The following is a 19,816-nucleotide window of genomic DNA, read 5'->3' on the forward strand; positions in this document are numbered from 1 at the left end:
GAGCGTGGCGAGACGGAGAAAAGACAGAACCCCCAGTCAGTACGGCTTTCGCCGATTTGACTGGGGGTTCCAACTTGTGTCCGAGAGAGGACTTGAACCTCCACGCCCTTTACGGGCACTAGCACCTCAAGCTAGCGCGTCTACCTATTCCGCCACCCGGACAGGTGGTGTCCCCCAAAGGGGGAGCGACAAGGAACTCTAGCAGGCGTCCACCGGGTCTGCGCAAATCACCCTAGGCTGGGGGCACCCGAGGAGGACGCCATGATGGTCAACGCCACGTTCGAGATCGCTATCACGCCCGAGGAGGCGCTGCTGCCGGAGACTCGACGTTTCGAGTTCGCCAAGGTCTGGGAGGGTGGGGCCGTCGGCGCCAGCCGTGGGGTCATGCTGTCGGCCGGCGAGCCCGCCGACGGGACCGCTGGATACGTCGCCCTGGAGGTCTTCGAGGGACGGATCGGCTCACGCACCGGCAGCGTCGCCTTCCAGCAGTTCGGCACCATGCGTGGTGGCGAGCAGGAGGTGCGCTACGAGCTGGTGCCCGGGTCGGGCACGGGCGAGCTGGAGGGCGTGACCGGGACGCTGACGCTGGAGATCGATCCCGACGGGGTGCATCACATCGCGTTCGACATCAGCTGAGCGGTCTCAGCGGTAGGCGTTGGTCCCGCCGGAGATGTCGTCCAGGGCGGCCACGATGGGTGCCACGAGCTCCTTCCCCTCGGCGTCGAGCAGTTCGGCCAGCTGGTCCGAGGTCCGGGGGCCGACGAGTGCCGAAGCCACCTGGGGGGCGTCGCGGACCCACATCAGGGCCACCTGTGCCGGGGTGAGCCCCAGCCCCTGCGCGGCGTGCGCCACCGCGTCGACGATGGCCGCGGACCTGGGCTGCAGATACGGCTCGAGGAACCATCCGAAGTGGTCCGAGGCTGCCCGCGAATCCCGGGGGAGACGCCCGTCGCGGTATTTGCCGGTGAGCGCGCCGCGGCCGAGGCCGGACCAGGCCAGCACCCCCATGCGGTGATGCTGCGCCGCTCCCACCACCTCGACCTCCGCGCGCCTGGCGAGGAGCGAGTACTCCACCTGGACACTGGACAGCGGAGTTCTCCCGCGGTCCGCCTGCTGCCAGGTGGCCGCCGTCGCGGTCTGCCACCCCACGAAGTTCGAGACGCCGACGTAGCGGGCCATGCCGCGGCTCACCGCGGAGTCCAGCGCGGACAGGGTCTCCTCCAGGGGGGCATCGCCCCAGGCGTGGACCTGCCACAGGTCCACGTGGTCGGTCTTGAGGCGGCGCAGCGACTGCTCGAGGTCGCTGAGGAGGGCGCCGCGCGAGGTGTCGATGACCCGCTTGCCGTCGCGGATGACGAAACCGGCCTTGGTGGCGATCACGAGAGACTCCCGGGGCACTCCCGTGGCGAGAGCCTTGCCGATCATCCTCTCGGCGACGCCCGCGCCGTAGGCCGGGGCCGTGTCCACGAGGTTGCCGCCGCCGTCGACGAAGTCCGCGATGAGGTCCCTGGCGGCGGGCCACTCCACGTCGCGGCCCCAGGCCATGGTCCCCAGGCCGAGCCGCGACACGTGGAGGCCGGAAGCGCCGAGGGGCCGCAGTTGCATGTGCCTGACCCTACGCGGACAGCACGCCGGTGAGGATCAGCACGGCTACGACGGCGGCGAGGATCAGCCGGTACAGGACGAAGATGCGGAAGTCGTGCGTGGAGATGTAGCGCAGCAGCCAGGCGATCACCGCGTAGCCGATCAAGAAGGCCAGCACCGTCGCGGCGATCGTCGGCCCCCAGGCGGTGGCCTGCTCCCCGCCGATGTCCTTGAGCTTGTAGAGGCCGGAGCCGAAGACCGCGGGGATGGCCAGCAGGAAGGCGTAGCGGGTGGCGGCCTCGCGGGTGTAGCCCATGAACAGTCCGCCGGAGATGGTGGCGCCGGAGCGGGACACGCCGGGGATGAGGGCCGCGGCCTGGAACAGGCCGAAGAGCACCCCGTCGCGCCACGTCAGCTGCTTGAGTTCCCGGGTGTTGTCTGCGGCCATGCGGTCCGCCACAGCGAGGAAGATCGCGACACCCGCCAGCATCGCCACGGTGATCCACAGGTTCCGCAGCGACGTGTCGATCGCGTCCTGGAAGAGCAGCCCCAACACGACGATGGGGACCGAGCCGATGATCACCAGCCAACCCATCCGGGCGTCCGGATCGGAGCGGTCGACGGTGCCGCGCAGGCTGCCCACCCAGGAGGTGATGATCCTCCAGATGTCCTTGCGGAAGTAGACCAGCACCGCGGTCTCGGTGCCCAGCTGGGTGACTGCAGTGAAGGCGGCACCGGGGTCGCGGCCGTCGAACAGCAGCTGTCCGATGATCGAGACGTGGGCGCTCGACGAGATGGGCAGGAACTCCGTCAGCCCCTGCACGATGCCCAACACGATCGCTTCGAACCAGTTCACGTCACAGTCCCCTTCGTCGACGCCGGGCGACACTGTACCGCCGGGCGCCGATCTGGCGACGACTACGCTGGCACGTATGACGAAGGTGGTCCTGATCCGGCACGCGAGATCCACTGCCAACGCCGAGGGCGTGCTGGCCGGCCGGATGCCGGGGGTCAGGCTCGACGAGGTGGGGCGTCGCCAGGCCCGCGACATCAGGGATCTGCTGGCGGGTGCCGCCATCGCCGCCGCCTACACCTCGCCCATCGAGCGCTGCCGCGAGACGGCGCTCCTCGCCGGCTACCCGGACGCCGCGGTGCTCGAGGGTCTCAGCGAGTGCGACTACGGCGTGTGGACGGGCGCATCGCTGTCCACCCTGCGGGAGGAGAGCCTCTGGGCCGAAATCCAGTCCACCCCGTCGTCCGTTGCGTTCCCGGGAGGGGAGTCGATGGTCGAGATGTTCGAGCGCACAGTGGAGGCCGTGACCACCCTGGCAGCCGGGCACCGGGCCGGTGAGACGGTCGTGGTCTTCTCCCATGGCGACCCCATCAAGGCCATCCTCGCCCACGCTTTCGGGATGGCCCTCGACGACTTCCAGCGCCTCCACGTCGGCCCCGCAGGTTTGAGCGTGGTGGACTACGCCGGTGGCCGCCCCATGGTGCTGTGCGTCAACGCGGGTTCGGACCTCCCCGCCCTGCTCAGCTCCTCCGCGCCTCCGGTGGTCGGGGGCGGCGACGTCGCCCCCGGGTCCGTGGACCAGGGTTAGGCTGGACGGCATGCTGCTGGAGTTCGAGCGCCCCGACCGATGCGTCGTCGGCACCATCGGGGAGCCCGGCCACCGCCTGTTCCTCATCCAGGTGGCCCAGGGCAGCCGGTTGGCGGCCGTCGCGCTTGAGAAGCAGCAGGCTCAACTCCTCGGCATGCGCGTGGGGGAGGTCCTGGACCGTCTGGCCGAGCTTGGGCACGACGTCCCCGAGCGGCGCACCCCGGCGGACATGGGTCCACTCGACGCGCCGGTCACAGTGGCCTTCCGAGCCGCGGCGATCGGGCTGGCCTGGGATCAGGAGCGCGGCCGGCTGGTGCTGGAGCTCTTCTCCGACGAGGTGGACGACGAAGGGGAGACCTCCCTGCTCCAGGTCCTCATGACCCCGCCCATGGCGCGGGACTTCTCCGTCCGGGCCGAGCAGGTCGTCGCCTCCGGAAGGCCCGCCTGTCCGGCCTGCGCCCAGCCGCTGGACCCGGCCGGCCACATCTGCCCCCGCGCCAATGGCTACCGGGGACCCCTGTTCACATGACCGGCCCCCAGGGCGAACTGCGCCTCATCGGCCGCCTCGTCGGCGCGTCGAACGGCACGTTCCTGGGTCTCGACGAAGCCGGCGGCCGATGGGTGTACAAGCCCGTGGCGGGGGAGGCGCCCCTGTGGGACTTCCCCGACGGCACCCTGGGCCGGCGAGAGGTGGCGGCCTACGCCCTGTCGAACGCGTTGGGGTTGGACCTCGTCCCGCTCACCCTCTGGGTGGACGGGCCGCTGGGGGAGGGCTCCGCCCAGGCATGGGTCGAGGGGGAGCCGACCGGGCTGATCGACCTGCTCCGGCCCGAGGAGATCACCGAGGCCTGGCTGCCCATCCTCAGCGCCGTGACGCAGGACGACCAACCCGTCGTCCTGGCCCATCGCGATCACCCCCTGCTCCGTAGGGTGGCGCTGTTCGACGCCCTGCTCAACAACGCCGATCGGAAGGCTGGGCACCTGATCGACCGTGGTGACCGGCTCGCGGGGGTGGACCACGGCGTGAGCATGCACACCGACGACAAGCTGCGCACTGTCCTGTGGGGCTGGGCGGGGGATCCGCTCGACGAGGCCGAGCGCGCCCTGGCCGCGGAAGTGGCGGCCATGACGGCACCCCTCGCGCCCGGGCTGGCCGACGAGGAGTGGGAGGCCCTCGTCGCGCGCGCCGACGCGCTGCTGGCCGCCGGTTGCCTCCCGGAGCCGAGCGGCCTGCGGCCGGGCATCCCCTGGCCACCGCTTTAGCTCTCAACCAACGCGGTAGGTTTGGGCCCATGTATGCGTGGGCACCCGTCACCGTCCCCAGTCTCCCCGAGTCACAGGGCGACGTTCCCGACCGTCTGAGCCTCTTCGACACCGCCACCAGAAGCCTGGTGCCGGTCGGCCCGATCGAGGGCGCGGCACGGATGTACGTGTGCGGGATCACGCCCTACGACGCCACCCACCTCGGCCACGCCAACACCTATGTCGCGTTCGACATGGCCAACCGGGTGTGGCGGGACCTCGGCGTCGCCGTCGACTACACCCAGAACGTCACCGACGTGGACGACCCCCTCCTCGAGCGGGCCGCGGCCACAGGCCAGGAGTGGGAGGAGCTGGCCGAGGACCAGATCGAACTCTTCCGCAGCGACATGCAGGACCTCCGGGTCATCCCCCCGGACAACTACATCGGCGCCGTGGAGTCCATCTCCTGCGTCATCGAGCTCATCGAACAGCTTCTCCCCAGCGGGTTGGTCTATCAGGTCGACGACGAGGAGCACCCCGACTGGTACTTCAACACGGTGGCAGCGCAGGGCTTCGGCGGGGTCAGCAACCTCGACGAGGCGCGGATGATCGAGCTCTTCCGGGAGAACGGCGGGGATCCGGACCGCCCCGGAAAGCGCCACCCGCTCGACTGCCTGGTGTGGCGGTTCGCGCGCCCGGAGGAGCCCAGTTGGGCGTCGTCGCTCGGCGCCGGACGGCCGGGCTGGCACATCGAGTGCACCGCGATCTCGTTGCGTTTCCTCGGGGCCAACTTCGATGTGCAGGGCGGAGGCTCGGACCTTGTGTTCCCCCATCACGAGATGTGCGCCGCCGAGTCCATCGCGGCGTCCGGGGAGCCCATGGCCGAGGCGTTCGTGCATTCGGGCATGGTGGGCCTCGACGGCGAGAAGATGAGCAAGTCGAAGGGCAACCTCGAGCTCGTCAGCCGGCTGCGCCACAGCGGCGCCGACCCCATGGCGATCCGGCTCGCGCTGCTCAACCACCACTACCGCAGCGATTGGGAGTGGACCCGGGACCAGCTCGATGCCGCGACCGCGCGCCTCCAGCGCTGGCGCGGGGTGCTCAACAACCCCGCCGCGCTGCCGGCCGGCGAGACGATCGCCGCGATGCGCCGGGCGCTGCGCACGGATCTCGACACCCCGGCCGCGCTGGACGCGGTGGACACCTGGGTGGCCGGCAGCCTCGCCATCGAGGGCGACGACACCGAGGCGGTCGCGGAGATGACCACCGCGATCGACGCGCTGCTGGGCATCCGGCTGTAGGCGGTAGGCTGCGCCCCGTGAAGTCCTTCGACCAGCTCTTCGAGCAGTTGTCCGAGACCGCCAGCACACGTCCGGAGGGCTCCGGCACCGTGGCCCGGCTGGATGCCGGTGTGCACGGGATCGGCAAGAAGATCGTCGAGGAGGCCGCCGAGGTGTGGATGGCCGCCGAGTACGAGTCGAAGGAACAGGCCGCCGAGGAGATCAGCCAGCTGCTCTACCACCTCCAGGTGCTGATGCTGGCGCTCGATCTGGACCTCGAAGACATCTACCGCTACCTCTGACGAAGGCATTATTCGTGAGCACTGACCGCCTCCTGCGCATCGCCGTCCCCAACAAGGGCGCCCTGGCCGAACCGGCGGCCGCCATGCTGCGCGCCGCCGGCTACCGCCAGCGCACCGACGCCAAGGACCTCACCCTGATCGACGCGGACCACGGCGTCGAGTTCTACTACCTGCGCCCCCGCGACATCGCCGTCTACATCGGTCGCGGCCACCTGGACGTGGGCATCACCGGCCGCGACATGCTGCTGGACTCTGGGGCCGCCGCCACGGAGATGATGGCGCTCGGCTTCGGCGGTTCGCGGTTCCGGTTCGCCGCTCCCGGCGGCGGGGACCTCTCCGTGTCGGATGTCGCAGGCAAGCGCGTGGCCACTTCGTACCCGGGCCTGCTCCAGGCCTACCTCGACGAGCTCGGCATCCAGGCGGAGATGGTCAAGCTCGACGGCGCCGTCGAGTCGGCCATCCGGCTCGGTGTCGCCGACGTCGTCGCCGATGTCGTGGACACCGGAACCACGCTGAAGCGGGCCGGCCTCGAGTTGTTCGGGGACTCGATCTGCTCCTCCGAGGCCATCCTCATCCGGCGCACGGACGGCGCCCTGCCTCCGGGGGTCGCGGGCCTCGAGACGCGGCTGAACTCGGTGCTGGTGGCCCAGAACTACCTGATGATGGACTACAACGTGGCCCAGGAGAACCTGGCCGACACCACGGCGCTCGCACCGGGCGTCGAGGGGCCCACCGTCTCCGCGCTCGCCAAGGACGGGTGGTGCGCAGTGCGGGTGCTCGTCCCGCGCGAGGGCGCCCACCTCCTGATGGACCGCCTCTACGAGGCCGGGGCTCGCGGCATTCTGCTGACCGAGCTTGCGGCCTGCAGGCTGTGACCGGCGCGTCGCGCCCCGAGCGGCTCTCCTACACGAGCCCTCCGGCGCTGATGACCGGGGTGGTTCTCTCGATCGTCCTGATGGCGTCGTCGCTGTTCTTCTGGTGGGCGCTGGGTAAGGACGTCAGGGACCGGGTCACCTGGCCCCAGGCGGGGACCCTGCTCTTCTTCGTCCTGGTGATGGTGGCGATCATGCTGTCGCTGGGGTACTCGCGGCTCTGGGCCAACGAGGACGGGGTGACGGTTCGCAACGGCCCGTTCCTGCACCGCTACCGCATCGACGAGGTGGCCGGGGTCCGGCTGCGCCCGGGCGATGCCTGGTCCTCGCTGCTCATCAAGGGCGAGACGGAGCTTCGGCGCCGGCCCGTGCTGGCCATCCAGTTCCTCGAGGGTGAGGCCGCTCAGCGCAAGGTGGTGGAGTTGCGACGATGGCTCGTCGAGCAGGGCGCGACGAGCCGCGACGTCGATCCGAGCCACCTGGACGACCTCGGAGTGCCGCGCCCGGAGGAATGAGTCACATGATGCCGCGCTTGCGGAGCAGCGCCTCGATCTCGGCGTCCTCGGGATCCACGCCCTTCGCCGCGGGCTTGGCGGGTGCCGGCTTGGCCGCCGGCTGAGCCACCTGGGGGCGTCCCTGGGCGGGCGGCTTGGATGCCGGGCTGCCCGGAGCCGCGACACTGCGGGTCTTCGGCAGGAATGCCGCCACCACGATGAGCAGCACCCCGCCGACGAAGAGGCCGAGGCCCCAACTGGTCACGACCGTCCAGGGGGTGCGCATGAACCAGTCGATCAGCGCGCGGACGCCGTCGGCCACCAGTTGGGTGATGCCGGTGAGGTACAGCCCCACCGGGAGGAGGGCCAGGCCCACGCCCATCACCGCAGGGCGGGCGCGGTGCGAGCGCGCCGTCAATCCCGCCGCCACGGCGAGGATCACGATGGTCAACCCGATGGTCATCAGCAGTGTCACAGGCATGCCCCCAGTCTGGCACAACGCCTCGTCTCCCCTGGGGACAGATAGGCTCGGCCCATGCCCGAACCGCGCTCCCTCGCCCAGCCCAGCGCCCGCTTCAAGGGGGACGACGGCTCGCCGGACCCGGCGGTGCGCGCGGCGATCGCCGGTGCGGTTGAGCAGGTGGGATACGCGCGTGCGCTCGTCGCGCTCTGCGCGGGCCGGCTGCTGCTGCCCATGGTCGCCAGCGGCGACGACACGGGCCACCACGACCCGGACAGGCACGCGGAGATGGCCGCGGTCACCCTCAGTGACGCGTCGGGCACCTACCTCCTGGCCTTCACCGGCTACGACTCACTGCGCGCGTGGCAGGCTGATGCCCGCCCCGTGCCGTGCCTGCTCGACGAACTGTGCGCGACGGTGGGGCCGGCAGGCGCCACGCAACTCCTCCTGGACGTGGCCGGTCCGGTGCCCTTCGTCATCGGGGAGGACGCGGTGGCGCGCATGGCCGACGGGAACGCGCTCACCCAGCTCGGGGACGGGTCGTTCGCCTGGGTCCGCGCCGAATGACCGGGGTGCTTTTGGTGAAAGCTCTGGCACCGGCGTAGACTCCTGCGAGTTATCCGGCGGCTCATGCTGCCGCGCAAAGTGGAGTCACTCCCACCCGCGCCGCCCCAGGCGGCCGGGTCGCCTGAGGCGGACGGTCTTCCGTATGCCCGGCTACAGTGGCCTCCGCATGTGCGGGGGCCTTTGTGTTGCCGGCATGACAGACACATCTCACACTGGAGGACCCATCAGCACTGAACCGCGGATCAATGATCGCATCCGAGTACCCGAAGTCCGGCTCGTCGGCCCCAAAGGCGAGCAGGTAGGCATCGTGCGCGTCGAGGACGCCTTGCGTCTCGCGGCGGAGAACGATCTGGATCTTGTCGAAGTGGCGCCGATGGCCCGGCCGCCCGTTGCCAAGCTGATGGACTACGGCAAGTTCAAGTTCGAGGCCGCTCAGAAGGAACGCGACGCCCGGCGCAACCAGTCGAACGTGAGCACCAAGGAGATGAAGCTCCGGCTCAAGATCGACTCGCACGACTACGAGACCAAGAAGGGCCACGTCGTCCGGTTCCTCAAGGCCGGTGACAAGGTCAAGATCACCATCATGTTCCGTGGACGCGAGCAGTCGCGCCCGGAGTTGGGCATGGAACTGCTCAAGCGCCTTGCCGGCGACGTGATCGAGTTCGGCTACGTCGAGTCCTCGCCGAAGCAGGACGGCCGCAACATGATCATGGTCCTCGGCCCCACGAAGAAGAAGACCGAAGCGAAGGTCGAGCTGGCCGCAGACCGCGACCGTCGCATGGCCGAGCGGCGTGAGCACGCCGAGCAGGAGCGCCAGGCGGAGGCCGAGATGCGTGCCCACGCCACTTCGGCGCCGGCGCCGAAGAAGCGGCGCGGACCCGCAGACAACATGGACCCCGACATCGACCTCTGACGAGGTCGATCACATAAAGAAAGCGAGCATTTGATATGCCGAAGATGAAGTCGCACTCCGGCGCGAAGAAGCGGTTCAAGACCACCGGGACGGGGAAGCTCCTGCGTCGCCAGGCGAACCTCGGCCACCTCAACGAGCACAAGTCGTCGACGCGCACCCGTCGCCTCGGCAGCCCCGAGACCGTCTCGGCGCCCGACGCCAAGAAGATGCGCAAGCTGCTCGGCAAGCACAAGGGCCGCTGAGCCACACCGCCCGGCGGCCCTGCCGCCATCCCCACCCAGACCACCCGTCGGCGAGGCCGACCACATTCAAGGAGAACCGACATGGCACGCGTGAAGCGTTCTGTGAATGCGCACAAGAAGCGCCGTGAAGTCCTGGAGCTCGCCTCCGGTTACCGTGGCCAGCGCTCGCGCCTGTACCGCAAGGCCAAGGAGCAGCTGCTGCACTCGGCCACCTACTCCTACCGCGACCGTCGCGCCAAGAAGGGCGACTTCCGCAGCCTCTGGATCCAGCGCATCAACGCCGCTGTCCGCGCCGAGGGCATGACCTACAACCGCTTCATCAACGGTCTGAAGAACGCCGGCGTCGAGGTCGACCGCAAGATCCTCGCCGAGCTCGCTGTCAACGACACCGCCACCTTCAACGCCCTGGTCGCGGTCGCCAAGGACAACCAGCCCGCCGCAGCCTGAAGGCCGTCCCCGTGACGATGGAACCGAACGCCGCCCCCGGCCTCCCCGCCCCGGTGCTGCGTTCGGTTCGTCGTCTCACCCAACGCCGCGGTCGGGAGCTGGCGGGCAAGTTCCTGGTCGAGGGCCGGCAGGCGGTACGCGAGGCGATCGCCGCCGGCACGGTCGTCGAGGAGATCATCGTCGACGACCCGGCCAGGCACGCAGACCTCCTGAGCGGGCTACGGGTGCCGGTCTGGCGCGCCGCCGAGCATGAGATGCGCCAACTCAGCGACACCGTGACCCCGCAGGGCATCGTGGCTGTGTGCCGGCAGCTGGACTTCGGATGGGACGCGCTCGACGGCGCCCGCCTCGTGGTGATCTGCGCCCAGGTCAGGGATCCGGGCAACGCGGGCACCGTCATCCGGTGCGCGGACGCGTTCGGCGCGGATGCCGTCATCCTGACGTCCGGCAGCGTCGAGATCTACAACCCCAAGACGGTCCGCTCGACCGTCGGCAGCCTGTTCCACATGCCCATCCTGACGGGTGTGCCTCTCGCGGACGCCGTCGATCGGGTCAAGCGGCTCGGTATGAAGGTGCTCGCGGCCGACGGCGATGGGGACCCCCTGGACCTGAAGGCCGCTGCCGGCGAGCTCAGCGGCCCTGTCGCCTGGATCATGGGCAACGAGGCATGGGGGCTGCCGGACGAGGACGCCCGGCTGGCGGACGAGGTGGTCGCCGTGCCAATGTGGGGGCAGGCGGAGAGCCTCAACCTCTCCAGCGCGGCAGCGGTGTGCCTCTACGCCACCGCGTCAGCGCAACGTCGAACCGGTGAAGGAGGACCCGACCATGTCCGGGCCCAATGACAACTTTGATCCGAAGCAGGTGGCGGCGCTCGACGCGGACGCCATCGCCGCGTCCGTCGAGGCCGCGCTCGCGGCGGTGGCGGCCGCCTCCACCACGGCGGAACTGAAGCAGGCCCGCCTCGACCACGCGGGGGACACCTCGCCGCTGGCGCTGGCCAACCGCGAGATCGGCGCCCTGCCGCCGCAGGCCCGCAAGGAGGCCGGCCAGCGCGTCGGGCAGGCCCGCGGCGCCGTCGCGAAGGCCGTCGCGGAGCGTCAGGAGGCGCTCGCCGCCGCAGAGCTCGAGGCGGCCCTCGTCGCCGAGCGGGTGGACATGAGCCTCCCCGTCGAGCTGTCCCCGCGGGGCGCCCAGCACCCGGTCACCGCCCTCATCGACGAGATGATCGACGTGTTCGTCGGCATGGGATGGGAGGTGGCCGACGGCCCCGAGCTGGAGGCGGAGTGGTACAACTTCGACGCGCTCAACCTCGCCCCTGACCATCCGGCGCGGGCCCTGCAGGACACCCTCTGGATCGACCCTCCGTCCGCGGGCAAGCTGCTGCGCACCCAGACCTCCCCGGTCCAGGTGCGTGCTCTGCTCGAGCGGGGGGTTCCGCTCTATGTGATCAGCCCCGGCAAGGTCTTCCGGGCGGATGATTACGACGCCACCCACCTTCCTGTCTTCCACCAGCTCGAGGGCCTGGTCGTCGACAAGGGCATCTCGATGGCGGACCTGCGCGGCACCCTCGACCACCTGGCACGCGCCATGTTCGGAGACGTGGAGACGCGGATGAGGCCCCACTACTTCCCCTTCACCGAGCCGAGCGCCGAGGTGGACCTCCAATGCTTCGTCTGCCACGGCGAGTCCGTGGGCAATCTCGACCGCCCCTGCCGCACCTGCCGTTCCGAGGGGTGGATCGAGTGGGGCGGCTGCGGCGTCGTCAACCCGAGGGTCCTCGCGGCCTGCGGTATCGACACCGACGTGTACTCCGGGTTCGCGTTCGGGATGGGCGTGGACCGCACCGTCATGTTCCGCACCGGCGCCCCAGACCTCCGCGACTTCGTCGAGGGTGACATCCGCTTCAGCCGTTCCATCCTGGGAGGAGCCCGATGAAGGCCCCCGTCTCCTGGCTGCGTGACCTGGTCACGCTCCCCGCATCCGTCACCACCGCACGGCTGGCGGAGCAGCTCACCGCCGTCGGACTGACCGTCGAGCACATCGAGTCCACCGAGTCGCCCGTCACCGGGCCGCTGACCGTCGGGCGGGTGCTGACCTCGGTCGACGAGCCGCAGAAGAACGGCAAGACCATCCGGTACTGCCGGGTGGACGTCGGCTCGCACAACGACGAGGCCACCGAGGAGTTCCCCGCCAGCCGTGGCATCGTCTGCGGGGCGCACAACTTCTCCGAGGGCGACCTCGTGGTGGTGGCTCTCCCGGGGACCGTCCTCCCCGGGGACTTCCACATCGCGGCTCGCAAGACCTACGGCCACATCTCCGACGGCATGATCTGCTCGCAGCTCGAACTGGGTCTCGGCGAGGACCACGACGGGATCATCGTCCTGCCGGCGGGCGCGGGCGAACCCGGAGACTCCGCGGTAGACCTGCTGTGGACGGCCGACCAGGTGCTGGACCTCGAGGTCACCCCCGACCTCAGCTACTGCCTGTCGATGCGCGGTCTCGCCAGGGAGGCGGCCATCGCCAACGCCGTCTCATTCGAGGACCCGTACCGTCACCACCTCCCCGCAGCCACGGACGGGGGCCATCCCGTGGTGCTCGAGGATCAGCGGTGCCCCGCCTTCGTAGCCCTCACCATCGACGGAATCGATCCCGCGGCCCCCACCCCGTCCTGGATGGCGGACCGGCTGCGGGCCTGCGGGGTGAGGTCCATCTCCCTGGCCGTCGACGTGACCAACTACGTCATGCTGGAGTCCGGGCAACCCCTCCACGCCTACGACGCGGACACGCTGCAGGGCCCCATCAGGGTCCGGGCGGCGCGCGCCGGCGAGCGTCTCCGCACGCTCGACGGACAGGACCGGGAGCTGGACACCGACGACCTGCTGATCACCGACGACAGCGGTCCGATCGGGCTGGCCGGCGTGATGGGCGGCGAGGCCACCGAGGTCTCCTCGACGACCGTCCGGATCGTGCTCGAGGCAGCCCACTTCAACCCCGCGTCGGTGTCGCGGACGTTCCGCAGGCACGGGCTGCCGTCGGAGGCGTCCAAGCGGTTCGAGCGAGGGGTGGATCCGCAGGTTCCCTACGCCGCCGCCCGCCGCGCGGCGCGGCTCCTCACGACCCACGGCGGGGGAGCCGTGACGGCCGAGACCGTCGTCGGATCGACGCCGGTCCCGCACAAGGTCTCGCTGCGTGCCGGCCTGATCCCCACCGTGCTGGGAACCCGCGTCGACCAGGAGGAGAGCGTCAAGCTGCTGACCGCCGCGGGTGCGACGGTCACCGCGCTGGGCGACTCGCTCACCATCGAGGTCCCGAGTTGGCGAGCGGACCTCGTCGACCCCTACGACGTGGTCGAGGAGGTGGGCCGGCACATCGGCTACGACCGGATCGGGCTGAAGGTGCCGGTTCCGCCAGTGAGCCGCGGCCTGTCCCCGCGTGTCCGCGACAGGCGGGCCGCGCTCCGAGCGGTGGCCGCGCTGGGCTTCACCGAGGTGATGTCCCTGCCGTTCGCCTCGTCGGAGGAACTGGACCAGCTGCGGGTCGACGGTGACGATCCCCGCCGTCGGCTGATCCGGCTGGCGAACCCGCTCTCGGAGACGCACCCCTTCCTCCGGACCACGCTGCTTCCCGGCCTGTTCGCCGCGGTCGCCCGCAACACCTCGCGCAGCCTGACGGACCTTGCGCTGGTCGAGCAGGGGAAGGCCTTCTTCGACGGGGGCGAGGGCGCCGCGCCCCGCCCGGGCGTCGCGCATCGCCCCTCTGACCAGGAGGTGGCGGAGATCGACGCGTCGATTCCTGCCCAACCGCACACGGTGGCGGCCGTGGTCGCGGGCAACTGGCGAGCCGCGGGGTGGGCCGGCCCCGCCGTCGCCGCTGACTGGACACATGTCGCCGCGTTGGCGGAGGCGGCGGCCGCCGCCGTCGGGGTGCGACTCACCCGGCGCAACGTCGAGATGGCCCCGTGGCATCCGGGGCGATGCGCCGAACTGTCGGTGAACGGCATCGTGCTCGGCTATGCGGGTGAGGTGCACCCCGCGGTGGTCTCGTCACTGCGCCTGCCGGAGCGGGTGGCCGCCGTGGAGTTCAATCTCGACCTCCTGCTGTCCCAGGCCGTCCCCGGGGGGACCATCAGCTCACTCTCGTCGTTCCCCCTCGCCAAGGAGGACGTCGCGTTGATCGTTGACCGCGACGTCCCGGCCGCCGAGGTGGAGGAGGCGCTGGCGGAGGGAGCCGGCGACCTGCTGGAATCGATCGCGCTGTTCGACGTGTACACCGGTGACCAGGTGGGCGAAGGCAAGAAGTCGCTGGCGTTCGCGCTCAGGTTCAGGGCGGACCGCACGCTGACCGACGCAGAGGCCGCCGGCGCCCGCCAGGCAGCGGTGGCCGTTGCCGTCGAGCGCTTCGGAGCCGTGCAGAGGGCCTGACCACAGGGATGCAGTCGTAGGCGGGGACCCGGCTGGCCAGTAGGCTGCGGGGGTGAACATCACCCGCCTCGACTACCCAGCGGGACCAGAGGACGCGGACTTCTGGGTCTTCGACCTCGACGAGAAGCTCTGGACCGGCGTGGTCCAGGGCCTCTTCGGCAACGACGACCTCAGCCACTCGGCACTGCGCCGTTGGGCTGAGGGCACCCGTCCCGAGTACTCCACCCATGTGCCGTTCGTGGCCTACGACTCCTCGGAGGCCGTCGCGGTCGCGTTCATGGAACTGCCCAGGATCGACAACCGTCACCTGGCGTTCCTCAGCATCGCGGTGGCGGAGACCCATCGCCGCCGCGGGATCGCTTCGGCACTCCTGGAGCGTGCGCTGGAGGAGGCGCGGGCAGACGGGCGCACCACATTCCAGGCCTGGACATGGGAGCCGGCCACTCCGTCGGGGACCAGGACCCTGTCAGCCGCCGAGGGGGACGGCTCGATCGATCCCGATTCAGCGGGCGCCGCATTCCTGCTCGGGCGGGGATTCAGGCTGGTGCAGGTCGAGACGGTCTCGGGTCTGACGTTGCCCGCCCAGTCGCGGCTGGACGCGGACGCTGCCGCGGCTCGGGCGGCCACCTCAGACGACTACGACGTCGTCCAGTGGCTGGGGTCGACTCCGCAGCACTGGCGCGGCGACGTCGCGGACCTGATGGTCGCGATGAGCACGGACGTCCCCAAGGGCGACGCGGCCCTCGAGGCCGAGGTCGTCGACGAGGAGCGGGTGGCCAGCGCCGACGAGGCGATCATCAGAGGCGGGTGCGAGTCCTTCTACACCGCGGTGCGTCACGTCCCGAGCGGGCGCCTCGTCGCCTTCACCAGGCTGATCAGGGAACACGGGCGCCCGGTGGTGGACCAGTGGGAGACACTCGTCATCCGCGGCCATCGGGGCCGCGGGCTCGGCTGGTTCGCCAAGACCCACAGCCACGCCAAGGTGCGCTCCGCCTGGCCGGAGACCCACAGGCTCATCACGGGCAACGCGTCCGAGAACTCCTACATGCTCGACATCAACCGACGCCTCGGTTACGTGCCGATCGCGGCGTCGGGCTGGTTCGAGTTGAGCGACCAGGGCTGAGGCGCGTGGCGCTGACGCGGCGGTCCATCGTCGAGGCCGGTCTCCGGATCCTGGACGAGTACGGGCTGGGTGACCTCTCCATGCGGCGCGTGGCCGACGCCCTCGGGGTACAGGCTGGGGCCCTCTACTACCACGTCCCCAACAAGCAGTCGCTGCTGGCGGCGGTTGCCGATGAGATCCTCGCCGGCCCTCCCGCAAGCCCTGAGCCGGCCTCGCCGATCGACGACTGGCTGGTGGGATGGGCGTCCGGTCTGCGCCAGCGGCTGCTGGCGCACCGCGACGCGGCGGAGCTCGTCGCGTCGGCGCACGCGCTCGGGCTGGGCGCCGTGGACCCGTGCGCGCCCGGGCGTGAGTGGCTGGAGCGCCACGGCACCCCCGAGCCGGCCGCGACCATGGCGGCACTCCTGCACTTCGTGCTGGGTCACGTCCTCGAGGAGCAGACGAAGGCGCAGATGCACGAGTTGGGGGTGGTGCCGCACTTCGACGCCGCGGCACACGAGCGCGACTTCTCCTGGGGCCTTGCCCTTTTCACGTCAGGCGTGGGGGGTGCGCGCGGCGCATGAGCGAACGGAGCGCGGGGGCCGTCATGCGCTCCCTGGCCTGGCCCGTCTACGCGCCGACGTTGGCCCAGGCCGTCGGCATGGCCGCAACCATGCCGGTGATCCCGCTGATCGCGCTGGAGCTGGGGTTCTCGGTCCCCGGGGCCGCGACCCTGGCGATGATCACGGGCGTGGTCGGCGTGCTCGGACCCATCCCCCTGGGCACGTTGATGACCGTGGTGGGGGAGCGTCGCGCCATGATCGCGACGGGGACCGCCGTCACAGCCACCCAGATCGGATCGCTTCTGCTGATCGAGCACGCCAGAACCGCCGGCGTCACGCTCTGGCATCAGGTGGGGTTCGTCGTGGCGCTCGTGATCTCCTCCCTCTCCCACGAGGTGTGGATCATCGGCCGGCAGGCCTACCTGGGCACCGTGCTGCCCCCGGAACTACGCGCGCGCGGGATGAGCACCTTCGGGGGCATGATGCGCATCGGGCTGGTGATCGGCCCCCTGCTCGGCGCCGGCATCATCGCGATCGGTCACGAGGGCTGGGTCATCGGCGTCGACGCCGCCGCGATGGCTCTGGCCACCATCATGGTCGCGGCCACGATGCTCCCGGGGGATCGCACGGTCCGGCGCCCCACCGTCCGGCAGGCGTCAGGTCGGCTTCCGGTCGCGCCGTCGCCCCACGCCCCGGACCGCACAGCCGGGGTCACCATGGTCCTCGCGGGCCTGGCGACTGTCCCGCTGACCATGTCGCGGATCTGCCGGCCGCTCATCCTTCCGCTGCTCGGGGCGATGCTCGGGCTCCGCGGCGACGAGATCTCGCTCGTGTTCGCCGTCGCGGCGGTGGTCGAGATCGCGATGTTCGTGCCGGCGGGGACGCTGATGGACCGCTACGGCCGCACCGCCGTCCTCGTCCCATGCCTCGTGTTCTCGGGAGCGGGGTACCTCCTTCTCGCGGGGCTCACCGCGACCCTCACCGACGCGTCGCGCACGGCTGCCTTCTGGGCGCTCGTCGCGGCCGCCTCGCTCGTGGCCTTCGGGAACGGCTTCGGGGCCGGCATCGTGATGACGCTGGGGGTCGATCTCTCGCCGGAGGAGCACCGCACGCGTCACCTCGCGAGGTGGAACACGATCAACGGCGCGGGCCGGCTGTTGGCGCCCGGGCTCGTGGCGGTCGTGACCCTGGCGTGGCCCATCACGATGGCGGGAGCGGTCGTCGGCGCGCTGTGCTGGGCGGGGGCCGCGTGGGCGTGGCGGTTGGTGCCGCAGGTCACGCCCGGGCCAGCAGCCGGACCTGTTCGTCGAACTCGGCGTCGATCTGAGGATCCGGGCGCCGTGTCGCCACGGACACCGCGACAGCCGCCACGAGGTTGAACACGAACCCGGGGAGGATTTCGTAGACGTCGAGGATTCCGCCCTCGAGCGAGCCCCACACGCCGACGGTGACGGCACCCACCACCATGCCCGCCAGCGCGCCCCAGGCGGTGAGCCGGCGCCAGTAGAGGCTGAGCAGGACCGTGGGCCCGAAGGCGGCGCCGAACCCGGCCCAGGCGAACGCGACGAGGGCGAGGATCGTGTCGTTCTGTTCCCAGGCCATCGCCGCCGCGACGACGGAGACGAGGAGCACCGCCGCGCGGCCGAGGAGCACCCCGGTTCGCTGGTCGAGGCTCCGCCTGGCGAGCCCGCGGTAGAGGTCCTCCACGAGCGCTGATGCCGTGACCAGCAGCTGCGAGGAGATCGTGGACATGATGGCGGCGAGGATGGCGGCCAGCATGAAGCCCGCGACGAGCGGGTGGAACAGCATCTGACCGAGCGCGATGAACACGGTCTCCGGATCCGCGAGGCGCTGCTCGTCGCGCCCGTACACCGCGATCCCGACCAGTGCGGTCCCGGCGGCACCCAGGCACGACAACGCCATCCAGCCAATCCCGATGCGACGGCTGGGTGCCGCCTCCTGAGGGGTCCGCAGGGCCATGAACCGCACGATGATGTGCGGCTGCCCGAAGTAGCCCAGGCCCCACGCCACCGAGGACACCACGCCGAGCACCGTGGTCGTGGCGCCCCAGAGGGCGAAGGTGTGCGGGTCGAGGGTGGTGACCGCCTCGTAGAGGGCCACCGGGCCGCCGACGTGGATGACGCCGGCCACCGGCACCGCCACCAGTGCGGCCACCATCATCAGCCCCTGGACGAGGTCGGTGTAGGAGACGGCCAGGAACCCGCCGACGAGGGTGTACAGCACCACGATGCCGGCGACGAGCACCATGCCCAACCGGTAGTCCATGCCGAAGGAGGCGTTGAAGAACTTGCCGCCCGCCACCATCCCGCTGGACACGTAGAAGGTGAAGAAGACCAGGATGATCACCCCGGCGGTGATCCGCAGGATCTGGGTGGAGTCCCTCAGCCGGTTGCCGAAGAAGCTGGGGATGGTGATCGCGTCGCCGGCCACCTCCGTGTAGACCCTGAGGCGTGGGGCGACGAACTTCCAGTTGAGCCAGGCGCCCACGGTGAGTCCGATCGCGATCCAGAACTCCACCATGCCCGCGGCGTAGAGGGCCCCCGGCAGGCCCATCAGCAGCCAGCCGGACATGTCGGAGGCTCCCGCCGAGAGCGCGGCTGCCACTGGGCCCAGCCCTCGTCCGGCAAGCATGTAGTCGCTCAGATCGGTGGTGCGGTAGTAGGCCCAGATCCCGATGGCGATCATCACGGCGAAGTACACGACCATGGCGATGCCCTGGTAGGTGATGGCTGACATGGCGGTCCTCTCGACCGCGTCAACCTATCGCGCGGCAGCCGGAGGCCGACGGCCGAGCCCGGTTTAGCGGCTTCGTGGCCGCCACACCCAGGCAACCACCAGCGCCACACCGCCGAGCACCAGGAGCACCCAGCCTGTGGTGACCGCCGGCGCGGTCCAGGTCAGCAGCGACGACGTGGCGCCGTCGACGAGGGCGGCCTGGACCACCGCCTGAAGCGAGTCTCCTCCCGCAGCGGCGGCACGCTCGGCAAGGAGGCCCCGCGCGAAGGTCAGGCCGGCCAGACCTCCTGCGACGGCGAGGATCCATGCCACCCAGCGTCCTCGCCACGATCCGACGGCCAGGCCGATGACCGCCAGCGCCGCGGCTGCCGCGTAGAACCAGATCCAGTGGCGTGCCAGGCTCAGCGCGTCGGCGGCATACCCCGCCTGGACGGTGTCCGGGCGTCCCAGGGCGACGCGCAGGTCCCCACTCATCGGGATCTGGGTCACGTACGGGCGCAGGATCTCCGGCGAGATCTCCACCAGCCGGCTCATCCCCAGCTCGACGAAGGGGTCGAGGGTCAGCCAGAGCGTGGGTGCGTCCCCACCTGACCGCATGAGGTCCAGGCCCGCCACGAAGTCGGCCCTCGAGAGGTCGATGCTCTCCTCCCAGGCCTGGTTGAAGCCCTCGCTCCCAGCGATCTGATTCATCGCGAGGGTGACGAGCTCCTCCACCTGGTCCCGCACGCCGGGAATGCGATCCACCACGGGAGGGAGTTGTTCGACGACTGCAGCGGTGAGTTCCACAGCGATGGCCCCGAGCACCCGGGGATCCGACGCCACGGGCCCGACGATGACCCGCATGGGCTCGGACGTGCGGGCGGTCGTGTCCAGCCACTGCGCCGCCACCCCGCCCAGCGCCGACATGACGCCCGCCGACATGAGCAGCAGCGCCAGCAGCGAACGCACGAAACCGGCCACCATGCCTCC

At 70.5% G+C, this 19,816-nt stretch carries 23 protein-coding genes and 1 tRNA gene; 18 read left to right on the plus strand and 6 right to left on the minus strand.

All coding sequences use genetic code 11. The features are described 5' to 3' along the window. Positions 1 to 77: 77 nt before the first annotated feature. Positions 78 to 162: transfer RNA gene (locus tag ACX1D3_RS09275), tRNA-Leu, on the minus strand. A gap of 99 nt (positions 163 to 261) precedes the next feature. Here ACX1D3_RS09275 and ACX1D3_RS09280 point away from each other — a divergent pair. Next, positions 262 to 636 (plus strand): DUF3224 domain-containing protein, encoded by a 375-nt coding sequence (locus tag ACX1D3_RS09280; protein WP_458993615.1) that lies wholly within the window; start codon positions 262 to 264, stop codon positions 634 to 636. Positions 637 to 642: 6 nt separating this feature from the next. Here ACX1D3_RS09280 and ACX1D3_RS09285 read toward each other — a convergent pair whose 3' ends face one another. Together ACX1D3_RS09285 and ACX1D3_RS09290 are read right to left on the minus strand one after the other, a co-directional pair. Continuing rightward, a complete protein-coding gene (locus ACX1D3_RS09285) occupies positions 643 to 1,605 on the minus strand; it encodes an aldo/keto reductase (RefSeq protein WP_458993616.1) in 963 nt (320 codons plus the stop codon). Between the two features lie 10 nt (positions 1,606 to 1,615). After that, a complete protein-coding gene (locus ACX1D3_RS09290) occupies positions 1,616 to 2,440 on the minus strand; it encodes an undecaprenyl-diphosphate phosphatase (RefSeq protein WP_458993617.1) in 825 nt (274 codons plus the stop codon). 76 nt (positions 2,441 to 2,516) lie between these two features. On the opposite strand from ACX1D3_RS09290, the gene ACX1D3_RS09295 reads away from it, so the two are divergent. Genes ACX1D3_RS09295 through ACX1D3_RS09325 form a run of 7 tightly spaced genes read left to right on the plus strand, consistent with a single transcriptional unit; the run spans position 2,517 to position 7,396 of the window. Then, a complete protein-coding gene (locus ACX1D3_RS09295; RefSeq protein ID WP_458993618.1) occupies positions 2,517 to 3,185 on the plus strand; it encodes an Rv2135c family putative phosphatase in 669 nt (222 codons plus the stop codon). 10 nt (positions 3,186 to 3,195) lie between these two features. After that, positions 3,196 to 3,714, plus strand: a complete 519-nt coding sequence (locus ACX1D3_RS09300; protein ID WP_458993619.1) for an Rv2134c family protein — start codon at positions 3,196 to 3,198, stop codon at positions 3,712 to 3,714. Beyond that, on the plus strand, positions 3,711 to 4,448 hold the full coding sequence (locus tag ACX1D3_RS09305) for an Rv2133c family protein (RefSeq protein ID WP_458993620.1): 738 nt from the start codon (positions 3,711 to 3,713) through the stop codon (positions 4,446 to 4,448). Before ACX1D3_RS09300 ends, ACX1D3_RS09305 begins: the two co-directional genes overlap by 4 nt. A 29-nt stretch (positions 4,449 to 4,477) precedes the next feature. Further along, complete coding sequence (gene mshC / locus ACX1D3_RS09310) at positions 4,478 to 5,728, plus strand: cysteine--1-D-myo-inosityl 2-amino-2-deoxy-alpha-D-glucopyranoside ligase (protein WP_458993621.1); 1,251 nt, start codon at positions 4,478 to 4,480, stop codon at positions 5,726 to 5,728. A gap of 17 nt (positions 5,729 to 5,745) precedes the next feature. After that, the gene (locus tag ACX1D3_RS09315) at positions 5,746 to 6,009 is read left to right on the plus strand and encodes a phosphoribosyl-ATP diphosphatase (RefSeq protein ID WP_458993622.1); all 264 of its coding nucleotides are present in this window, start codon (positions 5,746 to 5,748) and stop codon (positions 6,007 to 6,009) included. A gap of 14 nt (positions 6,010 to 6,023) precedes the next feature. Continuing rightward, entirely contained in the window at positions 6,024 to 6,884 is an 861-nt protein-coding gene (gene hisG / locus ACX1D3_RS09320; RefSeq protein WP_458993623.1) for an ATP phosphoribosyltransferase, read from the plus strand. After that, positions 6,881 to 7,396: a PH domain-containing protein gene (locus ACX1D3_RS09325; RefSeq protein WP_458993624.1), complete on the plus strand. Its 516-nt coding sequence runs from the start codon at positions 6,881 to 6,883 to the stop codon at positions 7,394 to 7,396. The genes hisG and ACX1D3_RS09325 overlap by 4 nt, the downstream gene beginning before the upstream one ends. 1 nt (position 7,397) lies before the next feature. On the opposite strand, the gene ACX1D3_RS09330 is transcribed toward ACX1D3_RS09325, so the two are convergent. Further along, a complete protein-coding gene (locus ACX1D3_RS09330) occupies positions 7,398 to 7,856 on the minus strand; it encodes a hypothetical protein (protein ID WP_458993625.1) in 459 nt (152 codons plus the stop codon). 54 nt (positions 7,857 to 7,910) lie between these two features. Here ACX1D3_RS09330 and ACX1D3_RS09335 point away from each other — a divergent pair, with 54 nt between their 5' ends. From ACX1D3_RS09335 to ACX1D3_RS09380, 10 genes are all read left to right on the plus strand, one after another. Next, positions 7,911 to 8,402, plus strand: coding sequence for an SseB family protein (locus tag ACX1D3_RS09335; protein ID WP_458993626.1), 492 nt, complete (start codon positions 7,911 to 7,913; stop codon positions 8,400 to 8,402). A gap of 193 nt (positions 8,403 to 8,595) precedes the next feature. Beyond that, the gene (gene infC, locus ACX1D3_RS09340) at positions 8,596 to 9,315 is read left to right on the plus strand and encodes a translation initiation factor IF-3 (RefSeq protein WP_458996514.1); all 720 of its coding nucleotides are present in this window, start codon (positions 8,596 to 8,598) and stop codon (positions 9,313 to 9,315) included. A 35-nt stretch (positions 9,316 to 9,350) separates the two neighbouring features. Further along, positions 9,351 to 9,557, plus strand: a complete 207-nt coding sequence (rpmI, locus tag ACX1D3_RS09345) for a 50S ribosomal protein L35 (protein WP_458993627.1) — start codon at positions 9,351 to 9,353, stop codon at positions 9,555 to 9,557. Between the two features lie 81 nt (positions 9,558 to 9,638). Then, the gene (gene rplT / locus ACX1D3_RS09350; protein WP_458993628.1) at positions 9,639 to 10,004 is read left to right on the plus strand and encodes a 50S ribosomal protein L20; all 366 of its coding nucleotides are present in this window, start codon (positions 9,639 to 9,641) and stop codon (positions 10,002 to 10,004) included. 17 nt (positions 10,005 to 10,021) lie between these two features. Continuing rightward, the gene (locus ACX1D3_RS09355; RefSeq protein ID WP_458996515.1) at positions 10,022 to 10,846 is read left to right on the plus strand and encodes a TrmH family RNA methyltransferase; all 825 of its coding nucleotides are present in this window, start codon (positions 10,022 to 10,024) and stop codon (positions 10,844 to 10,846) included. Next, positions 10,830 to 11,939 (plus strand): phenylalanine--tRNA ligase subunit alpha, encoded by a 1,110-nt coding sequence (gene pheS, locus ACX1D3_RS09360; RefSeq protein WP_458993629.1) that lies wholly within the window; start codon positions 10,830 to 10,832, stop codon positions 11,937 to 11,939. Before ACX1D3_RS09355 ends, pheS begins: the two co-directional genes overlap by 17 nt. Further along, positions 11,936 to 14,425 carry a phenylalanine--tRNA ligase subunit beta gene (gene pheT / locus ACX1D3_RS09365; RefSeq protein WP_458993630.1) on the plus strand — a complete coding sequence of 830 codons (2,490 nt, stop codon included), beginning with the start codon at positions 11,936 to 11,938 and terminating at the stop codon, positions 14,423 to 14,425. The genes pheS and pheT overlap by 4 nt, the downstream gene beginning before the upstream one ends. Before the next feature lie 52 nt (positions 14,426 to 14,477). Then, the gene (locus ACX1D3_RS09370; protein WP_458993631.1) at positions 14,478 to 15,548 is read left to right on the plus strand and encodes a GNAT family N-acetyltransferase; all 1,071 of its coding nucleotides are present in this window, start codon (positions 14,478 to 14,480) and stop codon (positions 15,546 to 15,548) included. Positions 15,549 to 15,553: 5 nt separating this feature from the next. Beyond that, the gene (locus tag ACX1D3_RS09375) at positions 15,554 to 16,111 is read left to right on the plus strand and encodes a TetR family transcriptional regulator (protein WP_458993632.1); all 558 of its coding nucleotides are present in this window, start codon (positions 15,554 to 15,556) and stop codon (positions 16,109 to 16,111) included. Then, positions 16,108 to 17,469 carry an MFS transporter gene (locus tag ACX1D3_RS09380; RefSeq protein ID WP_458993633.1) on the plus strand — a complete coding sequence of 454 codons (1,362 nt, stop codon included), beginning with the start codon at positions 16,108 to 16,110 and terminating at the stop codon, positions 17,467 to 17,469. Before ACX1D3_RS09375 ends, ACX1D3_RS09380 begins: the two co-directional genes overlap by 4 nt. Here the strand turns inward: ACX1D3_RS09380 and putP are convergent. Both putP and ACX1D3_RS09390 read right to left on the minus strand, forming a co-directional pair. Then, entirely contained in the window at positions 17,366 to 18,847 is a 1,482-nt protein-coding gene (gene putP / locus ACX1D3_RS09385) for a sodium/proline symporter PutP (protein ID WP_458993634.1), read from the minus strand. The two genes, ACX1D3_RS09380 and putP, sit on opposite strands and share 104 nt — an antisense overlap. Before the next feature lie 63 nt (positions 18,848 to 18,910). After that, on the minus strand, positions 18,911 to 19,810 hold the full coding sequence (locus ACX1D3_RS09390; RefSeq protein ID WP_458993635.1) for a hypothetical protein: 900 nt from the start codon (positions 19,808 to 19,810) through the stop codon (positions 18,911 to 18,913). Positions 19,811 to 19,816: the final 6 nt, after the last annotated feature.

This window comes from Tessaracoccus yangjingae, assembly GCF_054483935.1.

What these genes read in the sequence shown, in the direction of transcription:
- ACX1D3_RS09280 (WP_458993615.1), top strand. Translation starts at nt 262, where the DNA reads ATGATGGTCAACGCCACGTTCGAGATCGCTATCACGCCCGAGGAGGCG.
- ACX1D3_RS09285 (WP_458993616.1), bottom strand. Translation starts at nt 1,605, where the DNA reads ATGCAACTGCGGCCCCTCGGCGCTTCCGGCCTCCACGTGTCGCGGCTC.
- ACX1D3_RS09295 (WP_458993618.1), top strand. Translation starts at nt 2,517, where the DNA reads ATGACGAAGGTGGTCCTGATCCGGCACGCGAGATCCACTGCCAACGCC.
- ACX1D3_RS09300 (WP_458993619.1), top strand. Translation starts at nt 3,196, where the DNA reads ATGCTGCTGGAGTTCGAGCGCCCCGACCGATGCGTCGTCGGCACCATC.
- ACX1D3_RS09305 (WP_458993620.1), top strand. Translation starts at nt 3,711, where the DNA reads ATGACCGGCCCCCAGGGCGAACTGCGCCTCATCGGCCGCCTCGTCGGC.
- mshC (WP_458993621.1), top strand. Translation starts at nt 4,478, where the DNA reads ATGTATGCGTGGGCACCCGTCACCGTCCCCAGTCTCCCCGAGTCACAG.
- ACX1D3_RS09330 (WP_458993625.1), bottom strand. Translation starts at nt 7,856, where the DNA reads ATGCCTGTGACACTGCTGATGACCATCGGGTTGACCATCGTGATCCTC.
- ACX1D3_RS09335 (WP_458993626.1), top strand. Translation starts at nt 7,911, where the DNA reads ATGCCCGAACCGCGCTCCCTCGCCCAGCCCAGCGCCCGCTTCAAGGGG.
- infC (WP_458996514.1), top strand. Translation starts at nt 8,596, where the DNA reads ATGACAGACACATCTCACACTGGAGGACCCATCAGCACTGAACCGCGG.
- rpmI (WP_458993627.1), top strand. Translation starts at nt 9,351, where the DNA reads ATGCCGAAGATGAAGTCGCACTCCGGCGCGAAGAAGCGGTTCAAGACC.
- rplT (WP_458993628.1), top strand. Translation starts at nt 9,639, where the DNA reads ATGGCACGCGTGAAGCGTTCTGTGAATGCGCACAAGAAGCGCCGTGAA.
- ACX1D3_RS09355 (WP_458996515.1), top strand. Translation starts at nt 10,022, where the DNA reads ATGGAACCGAACGCCGCCCCCGGCCTCCCCGCCCCGGTGCTGCGTTCG.
- pheS (WP_458993629.1), top strand. Translation starts at nt 10,830, where the DNA reads ATGTCCGGGCCCAATGACAACTTTGATCCGAAGCAGGTGGCGGCGCTC.
- pheT (WP_458993630.1), top strand. Translation starts at nt 11,936, where the DNA reads ATGAAGGCCCCCGTCTCCTGGCTGCGTGACCTGGTCACGCTCCCCGCA.
- ACX1D3_RS09380 (WP_458993633.1), top strand. Translation starts at nt 16,108, where the DNA reads ATGAGCGAACGGAGCGCGGGGGCCGTCATGCGCTCCCTGGCCTGGCCC.
- putP (WP_458993634.1), bottom strand. Translation starts at nt 18,847, where the DNA reads ATGTCAGCCATCACCTACCAGGGCATCGCCATGGTCGTGTACTTCGCC.
- ACX1D3_RS09390 (WP_458993635.1), bottom strand. Translation starts at nt 19,810, where the DNA reads ATGGTGGCCGGTTTCGTGCGTTCGCTGCTGGCGCTGCTGCTCATGTCG.